The 14,134-nt window shown below is 50.5% G+C and carries 15 protein-coding genes; 12 read left to right on the top strand and 3 right to left on the bottom strand.

Going from position 1 to position 14,134, the window contains the following annotated elements; translation table 11 throughout:
• The first annotated feature begins 13 nt into the window (after positions 1 to 13).
• The 7 genes from DESTI_RS29120 to DESTI_RS18085 all read left to right on the top strand — a co-directional run bounded on the left by DESTI_RS29120 (position 14) and on the right by DESTI_RS18085 (position 8,436).
• Positions 14 to 736, top strand: coding sequence for a class I SAM-dependent methyltransferase (locus DESTI_RS29120; protein WP_014811416.1), 723 nt, complete (start codon positions 14 to 16; stop codon positions 734 to 736).
• Positions 733 to 2,718 carry a glycosyltransferase family 4 protein gene (locus DESTI_RS18110; protein WP_014811415.1) on the top strand — a complete coding sequence of 662 codons (1,986 nt, stop codon included), beginning with the start codon at positions 733 to 735 and terminating at the stop codon, positions 2,716 to 2,718. The genes DESTI_RS29120 and DESTI_RS18110 overlap by 4 nt, the downstream gene beginning before the upstream one ends.
• Positions 2,715 to 3,830 (top strand): glycosyltransferase family 4 protein, encoded by a 1,116-nt coding sequence (locus DESTI_RS29115; RefSeq protein ID WP_014811414.1) that lies wholly within the window; start codon positions 2,715 to 2,717, stop codon positions 3,828 to 3,830. The genes DESTI_RS18110 and DESTI_RS29115 overlap by 4 nt, the downstream gene beginning before the upstream one ends.
• A gap of 384 nt (positions 3,831 to 4,214) precedes the next feature.
• A complete protein-coding gene (locus DESTI_RS29110; protein ID WP_157212200.1) occupies positions 4,215 to 5,189 on the top strand; it encodes a glycosyltransferase family 2 protein in 975 nt (324 codons plus the stop codon).
• A gap of 168 nt (positions 5,190 to 5,357) precedes the next feature.
• Positions 5,358 to 6,455 (top strand): GlcNAc-transferase family protein, encoded by a 1,098-nt coding sequence (locus DESTI_RS18095; RefSeq protein WP_014811411.1) that lies wholly within the window; start codon positions 5,358 to 5,360, stop codon positions 6,453 to 6,455.
• Between the two features lie 557 nt (positions 6,456 to 7,012).
• Positions 7,013 to 7,501 carry a DUF1285 domain-containing protein gene (locus DESTI_RS18090; RefSeq protein WP_014811410.1) on the top strand — a complete coding sequence of 163 codons (489 nt, stop codon included), beginning with the start codon at positions 7,013 to 7,015 and terminating at the stop codon, positions 7,499 to 7,501.
• Positions 7,502 to 7,638: 137 nt separating this feature from the next.
• On the top strand, positions 7,639 to 8,436 hold the full coding sequence (locus tag DESTI_RS18085; RefSeq protein WP_014811409.1) for a methyltransferase domain-containing protein: 798 nt from the start codon (positions 7,639 to 7,641) through the stop codon (positions 8,434 to 8,436).
• Between the two features lie 278 nt (positions 8,437 to 8,714).
• Here the strand turns inward: DESTI_RS18085 and dtd are convergent, their stop codons facing one another.
• The 3 genes from dtd to DESTI_RS18065 are packed head-to-tail and all read right to left on the bottom strand — an operon-like array spanning position 8,715 to position 10,033.
• Positions 8,715 to 9,155 (bottom strand): D-aminoacyl-tRNA deacylase, encoded by a 441-nt coding sequence (gene dtd, locus DESTI_RS18075; protein WP_014811407.1) that lies wholly within the window; start codon positions 9,153 to 9,155, stop codon positions 8,715 to 8,717.
• Positions 9,152 to 9,715: an NUDIX hydrolase gene (locus tag DESTI_RS18070; RefSeq protein WP_014811406.1), complete on the bottom strand. Its 564-nt coding sequence runs from the start codon at positions 9,713 to 9,715 to the stop codon at positions 9,152 to 9,154. Before DESTI_RS18070 ends, dtd begins: the two co-directional genes overlap by 4 nt.
• Before the next feature lie 27 nt (positions 9,716 to 9,742).
• Entirely contained in the window at positions 9,743 to 10,033 is a 291-nt protein-coding gene (locus DESTI_RS18065) for an MTH1187 family thiamine-binding protein (RefSeq protein ID WP_014811405.1), read from the bottom strand.
• A gap of 175 nt (positions 10,034 to 10,208) precedes the next feature.
• On the opposite strand from DESTI_RS18065, the gene rsmD reads away from it, so the two are divergent.
• Genes rsmD through rnc form a run of 5 tightly spaced genes read left to right on the top strand, consistent with a single transcriptional unit; the run spans position 10,209 to position 14,011 of the window.
• Positions 10,209 to 10,769, top strand: a complete 561-nt coding sequence (gene rsmD, locus DESTI_RS18060; RefSeq protein WP_014811404.1) for a 16S rRNA (guanine(966)-N(2))-methyltransferase RsmD — start codon at positions 10,209 to 10,211, stop codon at positions 10,767 to 10,769.
• Positions 10,770 to 10,791: 22 nt separating this feature from the next.
• Positions 10,792 to 11,289, top strand: coding sequence for a pantetheine-phosphate adenylyltransferase (coaD, locus tag DESTI_RS18055; protein ID WP_014811403.1), 498 nt, complete (start codon positions 10,792 to 10,794; stop codon positions 11,287 to 11,289).
• 21 nt (positions 11,290 to 11,310) lie between these two features.
• Positions 11,311 to 12,498 carry a pyridoxal phosphate-dependent aminotransferase gene (locus tag DESTI_RS18050; RefSeq protein ID WP_014811402.1) on the top strand — a complete coding sequence of 396 codons (1,188 nt, stop codon included), beginning with the start codon at positions 11,311 to 11,313 and terminating at the stop codon, positions 12,496 to 12,498.
• Positions 12,495 to 13,271, top strand: a complete 777-nt coding sequence (gene surE / locus DESTI_RS18045) for a 5'/3'-nucleotidase SurE (RefSeq protein ID WP_014811401.1) — start codon at positions 12,495 to 12,497, stop codon at positions 13,269 to 13,271. The genes DESTI_RS18050 and surE overlap by 4 nt, the downstream gene beginning before the upstream one ends.
• Positions 13,268 to 14,011, top strand: a complete 744-nt coding sequence (gene rnc / locus DESTI_RS18040) for a ribonuclease III (protein ID WP_014811400.1) — start codon at positions 13,268 to 13,270, stop codon at positions 14,009 to 14,011. Before surE ends, rnc begins: the two co-directional genes overlap by 4 nt.
• The last annotated feature ends 123 nt before the right edge of the window (positions 14,012 to 14,134 follow it).

Raw genomic sequence — 14,134 nt, 5'->3', positions numbered from 1 at the left:
GGGGAAGAGGGGCATGAACGGTATTGTGTCGAGGATCTCTGTGGATTCCGGCTCCGTTGCAGGAAGCCTGGGGTTTTCTCTCAGGCGTCATTACGTAGACGATTTCCACGCACGACACGTACAGATCTTTCCCCAAGGATCGCTCGTGCTCGATCTTGCCGGAAACCGGACCAGCAAGAGGGGATTATTCGATATCGAGCGCTACGGACTGAATGTCGTGTATGCGAATATATCGACTGCAAAGCACCCTGACGTGCAAGCTGACGCTCACTGGCTCCCGTTTGGAACCGGTGTTTTCGATGGGGTGATTTGTTCGGAAATGCTCGAACATGTGCCCGACCCGGTGCACGTGCTTTCGGAAATAAGACGCGTGCTCAAAAGAAATGGGACTGTTTTGATCTCAGTTCCTTTCTTGAACCGTATTCACGGGGATCCGTACGATTTCGGTCGGTACACCGATACTTATTGGCAGGATGTTTTAAAGTCTCTCAGATTCGAGCCGATCAAGATTGAGAGACAAGGTCTGTTCTGGAGTGTCCTCGTGGACATGCTTCGTGAATACATGAATGCCAAAGCGGCTCGTTTCAGGAGCCCGGGATTGATTTTCCTCCTCGGAGCGCTGGTTCGGATCATGAAAGGAATTGCAGTGCGGCTGGATTCCCGCAATTTCACGCAATCAAGCTCCGTATTGAAAAACTATACTTCGGGTTTCGGCATTGAGGCTGTGAAAACATGACAAAACCGAAAGTATTTCTGACCGGTGGGGATCAGCACGGCTGGGCTGTTGATGAGGATTTGAAGCTTGCGAGGGAAGCACTGTCCCAGGTAGTCGAACTGGTTGACCTTCCGGAATCGGAAATCGTGCACGCAGTCTGGTGGTACGGGCTGCTCATATGGCCTTTGAAAAAGCTTTCCGGAAAGAGAATCATCTGTCACATCCCCGGAGAACCGCTTCGCTACATGACAGTGCCGGAGCATAGAAAAGCTTTATCGATTGTGGGCTCATGGATCACTCGATCGAAGCAGGCTCAGGAACAGTTCAAATCACTTGGCATCGAATCCGACCTCATCCCGTACGTGGTGGACGTGAACACGTTCAAGCCACTGGAAAGAGATGCTTCGGAAATACGCGAACTGAAATCCCGGTGGCACATTCCGGATGACGTTTATCTCATCGGCAGCTTTCAACGGGATACGGAAGGTTCGGATCTCAAAAGCCCGAAATTGGTAAAAGGGCCTGACGTGTTGCTGGAAATTTTATTGGGACTCCGCAAACGCGGCATCAAGGCTCATACGGTTCTGGCCGGCCCGCGACGTAATTGGATCGTCAAGAGACTAACAGAGGAAGGGCTTCCGTTCACGTACCTGGGTGAACAAACTGAGGGTGACGATTTGCAGACCAATTCGTTGCCACGATCTGTCCTGAACGTTTTGTATAACATCATCGACCTGTACGTTGTAGGCAGCAGATCCGAGGGAGGACCCCATGCGATCCTGGAAGCGGCTGCGGCACGCTGCAAGATCGTCAGCACTCACGTGGGAATGGCGCCGGACATCCTCGAACACGAGTGCCTGTACCGAACACCACCCGATGCAGTGCGCATCATAGAACGGGATATTTCTGAGAACGTGCTTGGCCGGTCAATCGAAGCGCATGCATCGCGAGTTCAGGAACGACACACTCCCGGATCAGTCACGCATCTCTTCCAGTCGGTCTATGAAAAAGTCGATTCTATCAAACCATTCACAGGAGCGGCATTGGCCAAGACATCTTTTGAGAAGACTCCGGGTGCTCGACCCAGCAAATTGACGGTGGGGCTCTGGCACAGTTTCTTCAAACCGCCGTACGGTGGCGGCAATCAGTTCATGCTCGCACTGCGGAAAGGGTTTGAGGCATTGGACCTGGATGTCCGCGAAAACGAATTGCACGACGGCATTGACGCGTATGTGCTCAACTCCATACATTTCGACGTGGATCGATTCCTTGAGTTCAGCAAAAAGCATCGATTAAATGTGGTCCACAGGATAGACGGCCCTATCCACCTTATTCGCGGGTACGACAGGGAAAAGGACGAATTGACCTATAACCTGAACGCGCAATTTGCATCGGGGACGGTTCTCCAATCTGCATGGACGTACCAGAAAATAGTGGAAACAGGCTACCAGCCGGTGAAACCGGTTATCATTCACAATGCGGTGGATTCTTCCATTTTTCACGCTGACGGACGCATACCTTTCGACCGCAAACGAAAAATTCGCCTCATAGCGACGAGCTGGTCGAACAACCCCAGAAAAGGCGGTCCCGTGTACAAATGGATCGAGAAGAATCTCGACTGGGACCGTTATGAGTTCACTTTCGTGGGAAATGTGTCCGAGCAGTTCGATCGGGTCAAACATATTCCTCCGGTTTCTTCTGAAGACTTGTCAGATTTGCTTCGCCAGCACGATATATACATCACGGCGAGCAGAAACGACCCGTGTTCCAACGCGTTGATAGAAGCTCTTGCATGCGGGTTGCCGGCCCTGTACGTGAACGATGGAGGCCACCCGGAACTGGTTGCGTGCGGCGGTTTGCCTTTCGAGCACGAAGAAGAAATTTTTCCGCAGCTTGAAAAGCTTGTGGAGGATTACGAGACCTTCCAGAGACTTATCACCGTTTCAACCCTGGAGGACGTGACAAGGAAGTACTTGGCGTTGGTCGAGGAAGCGGTTCGATGAGCACGAATCTGGTGCTTTTCTTCACCCGGGGAGTGTCCCTTCGTACGTGGGGCATGATGGGCATGCTTCAGAGAGAAATAGCCATTTATCGCAGGCTCATGGAACATGATTTCAACGTATCGTTTCTCACGTACGGCGATGCGTCGGATGTCCAGTACACTGAAGAGCTTGGGGGCATCCGGATTTTGTGCAATGAAACCGGGCTCCCATGGGAGCAGTACGAAAGCGAGCTCCTGTCGATACACAGTAAAGCGCTTGCCGATTGCGACGTGATCAAGACCAATCAAACCAATGGTGCTCAGTTCGCTCTTCAAGCGGCGAAAATGTTCGGAAAACCGCTCGTTGCGCGGTGCGGGTATATGTGGTCCTTCAACTGGCAGCGTGAGTTCGGGTACGATTCGCCTGAAGCGGTTCAAGCGAGGAGTGTCGAAGAAACGGTTTTTCGCGCGGCAGAAAAGGTAGTGGTAACCACTGAAGTAATGGCAGCCGACATCGCACAGCGAATCCCGGAAGCATCGCCGAAAACATGCGTGATTCCCAATTACGTCGACACGGATGTCTTTCGTCCCCAGGAATCGCATCGGATTGAAAACTCGTTGGTTTTCGTCGGACGAATCGCGCCGGAAAAGAACTTGGAAGCCCTGCTGGAAGCTGTGTCGGATTTACCCGTGACACTTACCCTCATAGGAGAAGGGCGGCTTCGTCCCGGCCTGCAAAAGCGCTTCTCCCATCTTGACGGCCGCGTTTCGTGGGAAGGCAATATTCCGAACATGCAGTTGCCGGATTTCTTCAACCGGTCTCAAATATTTATCCTTCCTTCCCTGTACGAAGGCCACCCCAAAACGCTTATCGAAGCAATGTCATGCGGATTACCCGTAATTGGCGGCGATTCACCCGGCATCAGAGAAATCATCTCTCACGGATTCAACGGGTATCTGAGCGGTACGGATTCAAAGAGTCTTCATGCTGCAATCCGGGATCTCATTCAAGACGCGGAATTGCGACTTAACCTGGGACGAAATGCCCGAACGACCGTAATGGAGCGTTTTTCCCTGGACAACATTGTGAAGCTCGAGATGGCGGTACTAAGACAAGCCATCGCGAAAGCGTGAGGAGCATGCAGCGCATGAGATCGATCCGGAAATCACGAGACTGCATAATCATTCAACTGTCCGTGGGAAGAGGTAGTCTAGAGCCCAGGAAGGGCGATCCAACTGTAGCCACGGGTGCAGACCCGTGGAGAAGCACGTCTATATTTCCTGATGAACGACCCCGGAGGGGTCACCCGAAGAGCGTGCAAGATTCTCCAATCTATTGGGAGACCCTTTCAGGGTCCGTAAGACCAAAGGGTTTGGCGCATTTTTTCCGTGGGTTGACACCCACGGCTATCATTGGGTTGCCCCATCGGGGCATTCATCTAATGCCTTGCTCAACTGAAGGGTTACTCTGCAACAGGTTTCCTGTATCGGAAATGATGCACTCATAAGACTATGACGATGAAGCAGCCGAAAATAACCGTATTGATGTCCGTGTATAACGATCATGGTTATTTGGCTCGTGCAGTAGAAAGCATTCTTGAGCAGACATACGACGATTTCGAATTCCTGATCATCGATGACGGTTCCACAGGTCCTCTCGATGCGCTTGATCGATTCAGAGACTCCAGAATTAGAATCCATCGACACGACAATATCGGCCTTACCCGTTCGTTGAATAAAGGAATTGCGCTCGCGTCCGGAGAGTTCATTGCTCGCATGGATGCAGACGATGTGAGTCTTCCGGATCGGTTGAAACAGCAGGTAGCGGAGTTTGATGCTCACCCCTGCGTGGATCTTGTCGGAACGTTTTTCGATATGGTCGATGCGAACGACAATCTGATCGAACGTAAAACTCTGATTGTCGATCCTCTCTACAGATTGTGGAGACTCCAATTCCATAATGTGTACGGCCACGGGACCATGATGTTTAGAAAGGCCGCTGCAATGGCCGCAGGAATGTACGACGAGAATCTGTTGTACGCTCAGGATTTCGACCTCTGGTCTCGTATTTCCGGCGCACGCAATACGTCGATTGTTCCTGAAGTGCAGTATCTTTACAGGATGAACTCGGATGGGGACCAGGCGTCAGTCAAGAATTACGATGCGCAACTTCAGACCGCAATTCGTACGAGCACCAGGAATTTAACAGCGTGCAATCCCGGTCTCACAGAAAGCGATTGTGAAGAATTACGGGCGCTTTATTGGAAGTTTCAGCAAGAAAAAGTCAGTGTTCGGGGAATTGCGCTGATCCCCCCCACTATGGATGGTTTCTGCCGAACCTATGGAATAGAAGGCAAAGAACGGAATGAGCTTGTGAAAAAAATCTGCCGTGATATCCAGGATGAATTGCTTGTGGCATATCATCTGAATGAGCAGGAGAAACGGCAATTGAAGCTCAGGTTGGACTCTTTTTGTGAAAATGTGGTTTCCTAACTGCACAAATGGACTTGAAGTAAGAACAAGTGTTACTTATCATTAAGGGTTGGGTCATACGATTTCGCCGAGTTCCCGGGATATGACCTGCTTGAAAATGACAAAATTGCTCCCGTATTGTCGGGAATTTCACGTTGATTGGACGATGGATGTCCGGGAGATCGAAAAATGACTGCTGAAAAGTGGTTTTCTAAAATAGGCTCTTATGTGGCTAAGGTGTTTGCTCCAGGGGCGAACGGAGATATGGAATACCTGAGACAGGAAGTAATCAGACTGAAGGCCGAATTGCATGCTCTGAAAGTGGGCGGTGTGAGCTCAGCCAAACAGGAAATAGAGATTCTGCGAAGCGATCTGCAAGGCTCGAGCGAACGGGAAATCGTGCTCTTGAAACAGGAAATCGATATTCTCAGGAATGAGGTGCTGGACAATATCGCTGCGATTCACCGCCTGGAAATTCTCACGCTCAGTCAACGTATCGACTTGCTGAATCAATTTGGAAAAGCACTGCCACCGACAATTGCATGCAGGACAAAAGAGTCGTTCAAACCTCAGGGCTTCAGCTTCGGAATAATCACGAACGGTAAACGTAACGATAAAATTGCACGACTGATGGAAAGCATCCGGATGCAAAATCTGGCGGTGGACCAATATGAAATACTGGTTGCCGGATGTGTGGACGGCATATTGACAGGCCCGGATACCCGAACGTTCTCCATGGATCAGGCTGCAGCCGAAGGGCGACTTGGAGCCATGCGCAACGTGCTCGCACGAAATGCAAGCTTCAACAAATTTGTATGCCTGGATGACGACTTTTTGCTTCACCCGAGGTGGGCGCAGGCTGTGCTTGAAGTGGACGGTGATTTCGATCTTGCCACAGGAATAATCCTGAATCCCGATCTTTCTCGTTATTGCGATTGGGTGAGCCTCATTGAAAACTATACATTTCTCAAGACGTACCACGAAGTGTTCGACAAATGTCAGTATATGACCGGCGGGTACGGAATATATAAAGACTATGTTTTTGTGGATCAGTGCTGGGACGATCACCTCGGTTTCTACCAGGGTGAGGATGTCTCATTTTCGAAAAGGCTTTTCGACGCGGGGTATCAGTTGAAGTTCATCCCCCGGGCAATTGTCATGCACGATGACGAGCGCTATCGCCAAAAGGGGTACGGAGTCATACGTATGAAAGCCCATGAGGAAGTTACAGACATGAATCCTGTCATCATGCGCATGGAAAAACTCTGTCCGAGATCGCTTTCTTAGAGCGATAGCCAAGAATTCTGACGTTTATCCCAGGCTCCAATACAAGATGTTGGTGGGGACCGGCGTCCCGAAGCCGCCTCAAAATTATCCAAAATATACAAATCGTGGCACGATTCGCCATCTTTGTAGGGGTAGGCCTAGTGCCTACCCTTTTTGAGGCGGATACTAGGAAAGTGTCTCAAAACTGTATTGACGTTCAGAATCGTGCCACGCTGACCACCCGGCGCTGAAGCACCGGGCTATTTTCTGTCGCCCCTTCGAGGCTCAGGAAGCTGACGTCCCAGAGGGACGTGGGATAATAGCCCGGTAATTCAGCGCCGGGAAGAAGGATGTCGTGCCACGATCTGAGGTAAATTTCGACTCTTGAGATAGTCTCTCTCTACCGGTCTATTATATCGATATCATTGATCATATTGAAGATGTGTCTGCACGTGACGCGACACGGTTGACTGTTGGTCGCTTCGGTCCAACGTTGGATACAATTCCGCTTTCGCATAATCCTGCCAAAAAATGTATAGTACACTCCGGGTTTTGATACAATGCCATCAGGAGGCAGAATGTCTGAAGCGGAAAACGGAGAAGTGTTCGATGCGACTCCGTATCTTAAACTCGTTATAGATAAAGACGGCAGATGGTTCCAAAACGGGGCGGAAATCATTCATCCGGAGATTTACAAGCAGTTCAATCAGATGCTGGAAAAGCTACCCGATGGCGGATACCAGGTCCGTTTGGGACGTGAAGTCTGCAGGGTTGAAGTTGAAGATGCTCCATTCGTGATCGTGCGTGCGTCCATGGACGGGGACGGTCGCATTGTCCTGGTCCTGAACGACGGAACCGTAGAGATCCTCAATCCTGAAGAATTCTGGATCGGAAATGACAACGTCCCGTATTGTCACGTGAAGAATGGTGAATTCCGGGCCAGATTTTCAAGATCGGCGTACTATCAAATATCCGAGCACATAGTTGCGGGAGATGAAGGGGACTTTTTCCTGGAAATTGATGGAGTCCGCACCAGGATAAATACTGTTGTGCACTCGAGAAGATAGGATCAGGTTGCTTTCAAAGTTAAACAAAAATCCCCTCTACCCCCCCTTTATTAAAGGGGGGAATGGGGGGATTTTGAACGCAAATTGATATTACTTGCGGGATTCCGAAAACGAAAATCCAAGAATAGAGGGACGAGATGAAATACGTTCACGGTTATTCCGGAAGGGAGACGGATCGCCTGTCGGATCAGGCAAATACCCTCGCTTCTCTGCTTCATCATGACACACAATACGATCCGGGCAGTAACGTACTCGAAGTCGGATGTGGTGTCGGTTCGCAAACAATCTTTCTGGCGGCGAACAGTCCGGAGGCGAATTTCACGTCAATCGACATGTCGGAAGTGTCGCTCGCAGAGGCGCAGAGCAAAATTCTTGAGCGCGGTTTCCGCAATGTTTCGTTTCAACAGGCTAACCTGTTCGACCTGCCGTTTGCAGAAGAATCGTTCGACCATATCTTTGTGTGTTTTGTCCTCGAGCACCTCCCGGACCCGCAACGTGCCCTTGCTGTGTTGAAGAATGTATTGAAAGAGCAAGGAACGATCACTGTGATAGAAGGCGACCACGGTTCCGCGTATTTCCATCCGGACAGCCTCTATGCCAAGAAAGCCATTCAGTGTTTGGTGGATGCTCAGTCGGCATTGGGAGGCAACTCGCTTATCGGGAGACAATTGTATCCGCTCCTCACCGCGGCAGGGTACAAGAACGTTAGTGTGGATCCACGGATGGTCTACGCGGATTCGAGCAAACCCGAATTAGTAGACGGTTTTACCAGGAAGACGTTTACGGCAATGGTGGAAGGTGTGGAAGCAACAGCCCTGGAGCGCAAACTCATCTCAAAAGCAGAGTGGGATAAGGGAATCGCAGATCTCTATGCGACTGCAGAACAAAATGGAGTATTCTGCTACACCTTTTTCAAGGCAACAGGGTGGAAGTAAAGGAAAATCGGGGAGGAACTTCTTGGTTAAATCAATGTGCTTTCAAAGCAGTAATATCCGGGAACCTTTTTTGTAAAAAAGGTTCCCGAACCCTCCAAAAAACTTTCAGCACTCGCCCAAGCCCATAGTTTTTCAATAGAAAAACCATGGGCTTGGGCGAATATTGAAAGTTCTTGGGAAGGGTCTGGGAAACACTTCTTACAAGAAGGGTTTCCCAGATTTTATCTCTTTGAATGCAAATGAGTATAAGAAGTTCCTCCACGAACCCCACCTCAACTTCACGGCGAATCCACGATCAGCGTCACAGGTCCATCGTTCACCAGTTCAACCTGCATCATTTCGCCGAACACACCCTGCTCGACATGCAACCCCATCGAGCGCAGTCTGGATACAAAACTCTCGTACAGAACCGAAGCTTCATCCGGTGAAGCCGAAGCAGCGTACGAAGGTCTTTTTCCTTTTCGGCAATCTCCGTACAATGTGAACTGCGATACAACAAGAATGGAGCCTCCAACCTGTCCCAGGCTGAGATTCAATTTGTCGTCGCTATCGGGAAATATGCGCAAACCGGGAATCTTCTCCGCCATCCACGCGACCTGCTCCGGCCCGTCAGTCCTGGCTGCAGCCAAGAGAACCAGCATTCCGGAACCTATTTCGCCGACAATCTGACCTCCCACAGATACACTCGCTCGTGAGACTCGCTGAATTACAGCCCTCATCCGGATTTCCTCTCAAATCTGTTCCAGAGCAAAATAAACGCGGGTACGAAATCTTTAGGATTTTGTTTCATGAGCGAGCAAACATCCTCTGTCTTCATGAATGCTCCCCACTGGATTTCATCAGGATCGGGCTTCGGCTCCCGGTCGGTTGTACCTGCGAAAAGGACCACATGCTCGTTATCTGTTTCAGGACATGCATGCACTCGCAAGATTTCCTGCAAATCGCAGGTAATACCCAGTTCCTCGCCCAGTTCCCGCGCTGCGGTCTGTTGGTACGTTTCGCCCGGATCCACATGTCCCGCGGCGGAAGAATCCAGTTTGGAAGGGTGCCTGTCTTTAGCGGGGGACCTTCTTTGCATGTACAATTCCCCCGCTGAGTTGAATATGAATATGTGAACCGATCTGTGAATCAGGCCGAGCCGATGGATTTCGGCGCGGGTTGCAGTCCCGATCACGCGATCTTTAGCATCCACGATTTCCAGAATTTCACGATCCGTGGAGTATTGTGGTGCAGATGAATCATGCTTCGTTTTTGTGCCATTTTTGTTCGCTGTTGTCATATTGCTCTGAGTTGTCTGAATACTCTCCTAAAGCTTGTCCACGACGGATTTTACCTTTGCCTTTATGGCAGACTGACGGTCTTTGCGGTCGTCAATTTTTATGTTCATCATCACCCGGTCGCTGTGCGCAGCTACCACCTCATGACATTTTCGGATGATCTCCCAGATCTTTTCCGGAGGGCCTTCCACCAGAGTGCCCAATGCATGCAATTCATAATCGAGACCGCTTTCCCGAATCACTTTTACGGCTTCCGCAACGTATGTCCCGAGACCGCTCGACCCCTTGTCCAAGGGAAAAACACTAATTTCGGCTAGCATTCCCGACTCCTTTTCAAACGTGTATTAGTCGAATAGTATCATATGCACCGGATGTGTAGTATGTGAAGACGTGAATGCATGCTCGAACGAGGAGCAGATTGAGAAAAAATTCGCCGTTCGATGGGTGGCCCCTTGAACCATCGTGCAAAACAGGTTATAGGATGTTTTTTGGAATATGAGAATCATTGCCGGCCGTTTCAAGGGTCTTCGGTTAGTTTCACCTCGTATAAAAGGTGTTCGTCCTACCTTGGATCGTGTCCGCGAGGCGTTGTTCAGCACTCTCGGACCCGCAGTTGAAGGCTCGCGCATCCTGGACCTGTTTGCAGGTACCGGGGCATTCGGATTTGAGGCGCTCAGCAGGGGTGCCCAATATGTCACATTCGTTGACAAAGATCGTCGCGTAGCCGAAACTCTAAAGGCCAATACTGAATCACTCGGTCTCGGGCATCAGATCCGGATAATTAACGCGGACGTTCCGACAGCTCTGAAGAGGCTGGTGCAACAGGCCGAAAGATTCCATGTGGTTTTTCTCGATCCCCCGTACGAATCCGAATGGGTCGAGAAGATTGTTTTTCAATCGGCTTTGATTGACGTCCTTGAACCCCGTTGTCTCCTCATTGTCGAGAGAGACTCTAAAGCAACCCCCTTGGAAGCTCCTTCGGGATTTGACAAGAGGTTTTCACGAAAATATGGCGGAACACTGATAGAGATCTTTGAATTCAGAGATTCTCGGTAATTTCTTTTACGAGAGTTATACCATGTGCGAAAAAATCGCCGTATATCCAGGGACATTCGATCCGTTTCACAACGGTCATCTGGAGATTATTAGAAGAGCTTTATGTACGTTTGACCGAGTGATTGTGGCGCTTGGAATTAACCCCGAGAAGGAAATCGTGTTCACTCTTGAGGAACGGCTGGATATGATCCGCAACAGCGTCCAGGGCGATCCGAGGATATCCTGCGAAGCGTTCGACGGTCTACTGGTCCGTTACACCGAATCGACCGGGGCTCACGCGATTATACGCGGATTGAGAGCTGTCTCGGATTTTGAGTATGAATTCCAGCTCGCTCTCATGAATCGCAAACTGAGTCGAAAAATCGAGACGTTCTTCTTGATGACAGCCCACAGGTATTTGTACGTGAGCTCCCGCATTATCAAAGCAACGGTGATGGCCGGAGGGTCGCCTGAAGGTCTCGTCCCCGACTATGTCTTAAACGTTCTGAAGAAGAAGTTTCCGAATATACGGAATCATTGATCACGATCCAGGAGTTTTTCTATGATCAAAATCCTCTCCAAAAGAGCAAATGAACTCAAACCGTCCGCAACTCTTGCCATTTCGGCAAAAGAGAAAGAACTTAAGAGCCAGGGAGTTGATGTGGTCGGTTTTGGAGCCGGAGAACCGGATTTTCCTACACCCATACACATCAGGGAGGCTGCAAAGCGTTCCCTGGACCGCGGAGAAACGTTTTACACTCCCGTGGGCGGGATTCCGGAACTCAAGAAGGCGGTATGTCACAGATTTTCCGAGGATTACGGTCTGGAATACAAGCCGGCGGATATCGTGGTCTCCTGCGGAGCCAAGCATACCCTGTACAATATATTTCAGGCTTTGGTCGACCAGGGCGACGAAGTACTGGTAAACGCTCCGTACTGGGTGTCGTATCCGGAAATGGTCGCTTTGGCAGGAGGGACGGCAGTAATCGTACCGAGTGAGGAAAGCGATCGGTTTGTGCCTCGCTTATCGGAAATCGAAAAACGGATTACCGGGAACACAAAAGCGATACTTCTCAATTCTCCTTCGAACCCCACAGGGGTGGTGTACCCCCGGGAAATCCTTGAAGGAATAGCAGCGTTGGCGGAAAAGCACGATCTTCTGGTCATCTCCGATGAGATTTATGACAAGCTGATCTACAGCGGGAATTCGGCTGTTTCGTTTGCTTCATTGCCCGGAATGAAAGAGAGAACCGTACTGGTGAACGGCGTATCCAAGTCGTACGCAATGACGGGATTCCGTATCGGCTACATGGCATCCCTGAATTCTGCACTGGTAAGGTCAGTTACGGACATTCAGAGCCAATCCACCTCCAACCCCAACAATACCGCGCAGGCTGCGGCAGTTGAGGCTCTTATGGGGCCGCAGGAGGAAGTGGGGCGTATGAGGGCAGTATTTCATGCCCGGAGAGATCTCTTCATGAGAGAGCTTGGGCAGATCCCCGGATTGAGTGCCGTGACACCCGATGGCGCCCTTTATGTATTCGTGAATGTGTCCAGCTTCTATGGAAAAAGAGGTATTCAGAATTCGATGGATTTCTCGAGTTTCCTCTTGGAACAGTATCATTTGGCTTGCGTTCCGGGCGGTCCTTTCGGTTCGGAAGATCACATCCGTCTTTCCTTCTGCACGTCGGAAGAAAAAATACAAAAGGGCCTGGAACGGCTCCGCAAAGCGTGTGAAGATCTGGGATGACAGCGAACCGACCGCTTATTCTGTTAACCAATGACGATGGCATTCATGCAGAGGGAATCAGATACCTCACAATTGCCATGGAACACGTAGGAGAGTATTGGGTAGTGGCCCCGGAAGCCGAGCAAAGTGCCGTGGGCCACTCCATTACGCTGTACGATCCGATCAAGGCTCACGAGATCTCCAAGAACGGATCATTCTACGGGTATGGGATAAGCGGAACTCCCGCGGATTCGGTGAAATTGGCAATACATTCGTTGTTGCCGCGAGTACCGGATCTGGTGATTTCGGGGATCAACAACGGTGCCAATGTAGGCATAAACGTTTTGTATTCAGGGACTGTTTCTGCGGCAACTGAAGCGGCAATTCTCGGGGTACCGGCCATGGCGGTATCCCTTGCACAGAAGAAGAATCCGCCGTTTCAATGGGTGGTGCCTCACGTTGAAAGGCTCGCCCTCTGGCTGCTCAAGTTCGGACTTCCCCCGGGAGTCGCCCTGAACGTTAATATCCCGGCTATTCCGCCTGAAGCGCTGAGAGGATATAAACTGACACGACAGCGTCTCGCAAAAATGCGTGAATCCTTTGAAGAAAGAGAAGATCCCAGAGGCAACCGTTATTATTGGCTCTCGGGAGAGGTCCCCATCGAAGAATCGGACGATTCTCTGGATGCAACTGCACTCAACGATGGCTTTGTTTCGATAACTCCACTGTTTTACGATCTTACCGCGCATTCTCACCTGCAGGATTTGGCGACGGCTCTAAAGAATTTGACATGACCGTACTTTCCGCGACAGAGCAGCAAGAAATAGAGCTGATTCTCGGGCATGCCTTCAACAATAACGGGCATCTCCTGGCCGCACTCACAAGGCGCAGCTTTTGGCATGAGAACCGCGGATTCTGTATCCGCCACAACGAACGTCTCGAATTTCTCGGCGACGCGGTACTCGGGCTTGTGATAGCCGAGATCCTGTACAGAGAATTCCCCAAGGCAGAAGAGGGCGAGCTTCAGAAAAAGCGGGCAAGCCTCGTGAATCGTGCAGCTTTGGCTCAACTCATGAGAAGACTGAACCTCGCACCGTTCATCAGAATGGGCCGTGGTGACGAATTGTCAGGATGCCGCGATAGAGACTCCATCCTAGCTGACACTCTTGAAGCGCTGATAGCTGCAGTCTTTCTGGACGGCGGATTCACAAAAGCTTCAGACATGATCAAGCAGCACTTCTATCCTCTCATAAAACGGTGTTCCACACGCGACGGTGTCGACGACTGCAAGAGCGCTCTTCAGGAAAAGGCTCAGGCAGTCATGGGCGTCACTCCCACGTACGAAGTCATAGATCAATGGGGCGAAGAACATCAGAAGACCTTTTCCGTGGCAGTATTCCTGGGAAACCATATGGCTGGGCTGGGAACAGGCAGGAATAAGAGAGAAGCCGCGCAAAATGCTGCGAGAGAAGCCCTGGACCGTCTTGAAAATGGAGAAGACACCTGTTGTGAAGAAAGCCCCCCATGTGAATAGGTTTTTGCGAAAACTCCCTCCCGAGATTCTCTTGGAACGACAACTTTGTTTCCCGATTTCTTTCATTCCAGAGTAGGATGCGGTGAACGCGCGATCCGCGCGGGTGAACCGCATCAGTCGAGG

Origin of the sequence: Desulfomonile tiedjei DSM 6799 (assembly GCF_000266945.1) — a bacterium.
In the GTDB taxonomy this organism is placed as follows: domain Bacteria; phylum Desulfobacterota; class Desulfomonilia; order Desulfomonilales; family Desulfomonilaceae; genus Desulfomonile; species Desulfomonile tiedjei.
Note: the sequence above shows the minus strand (reverse complement) of the source record. Positions and strands in the feature narration are given on the sequence as shown.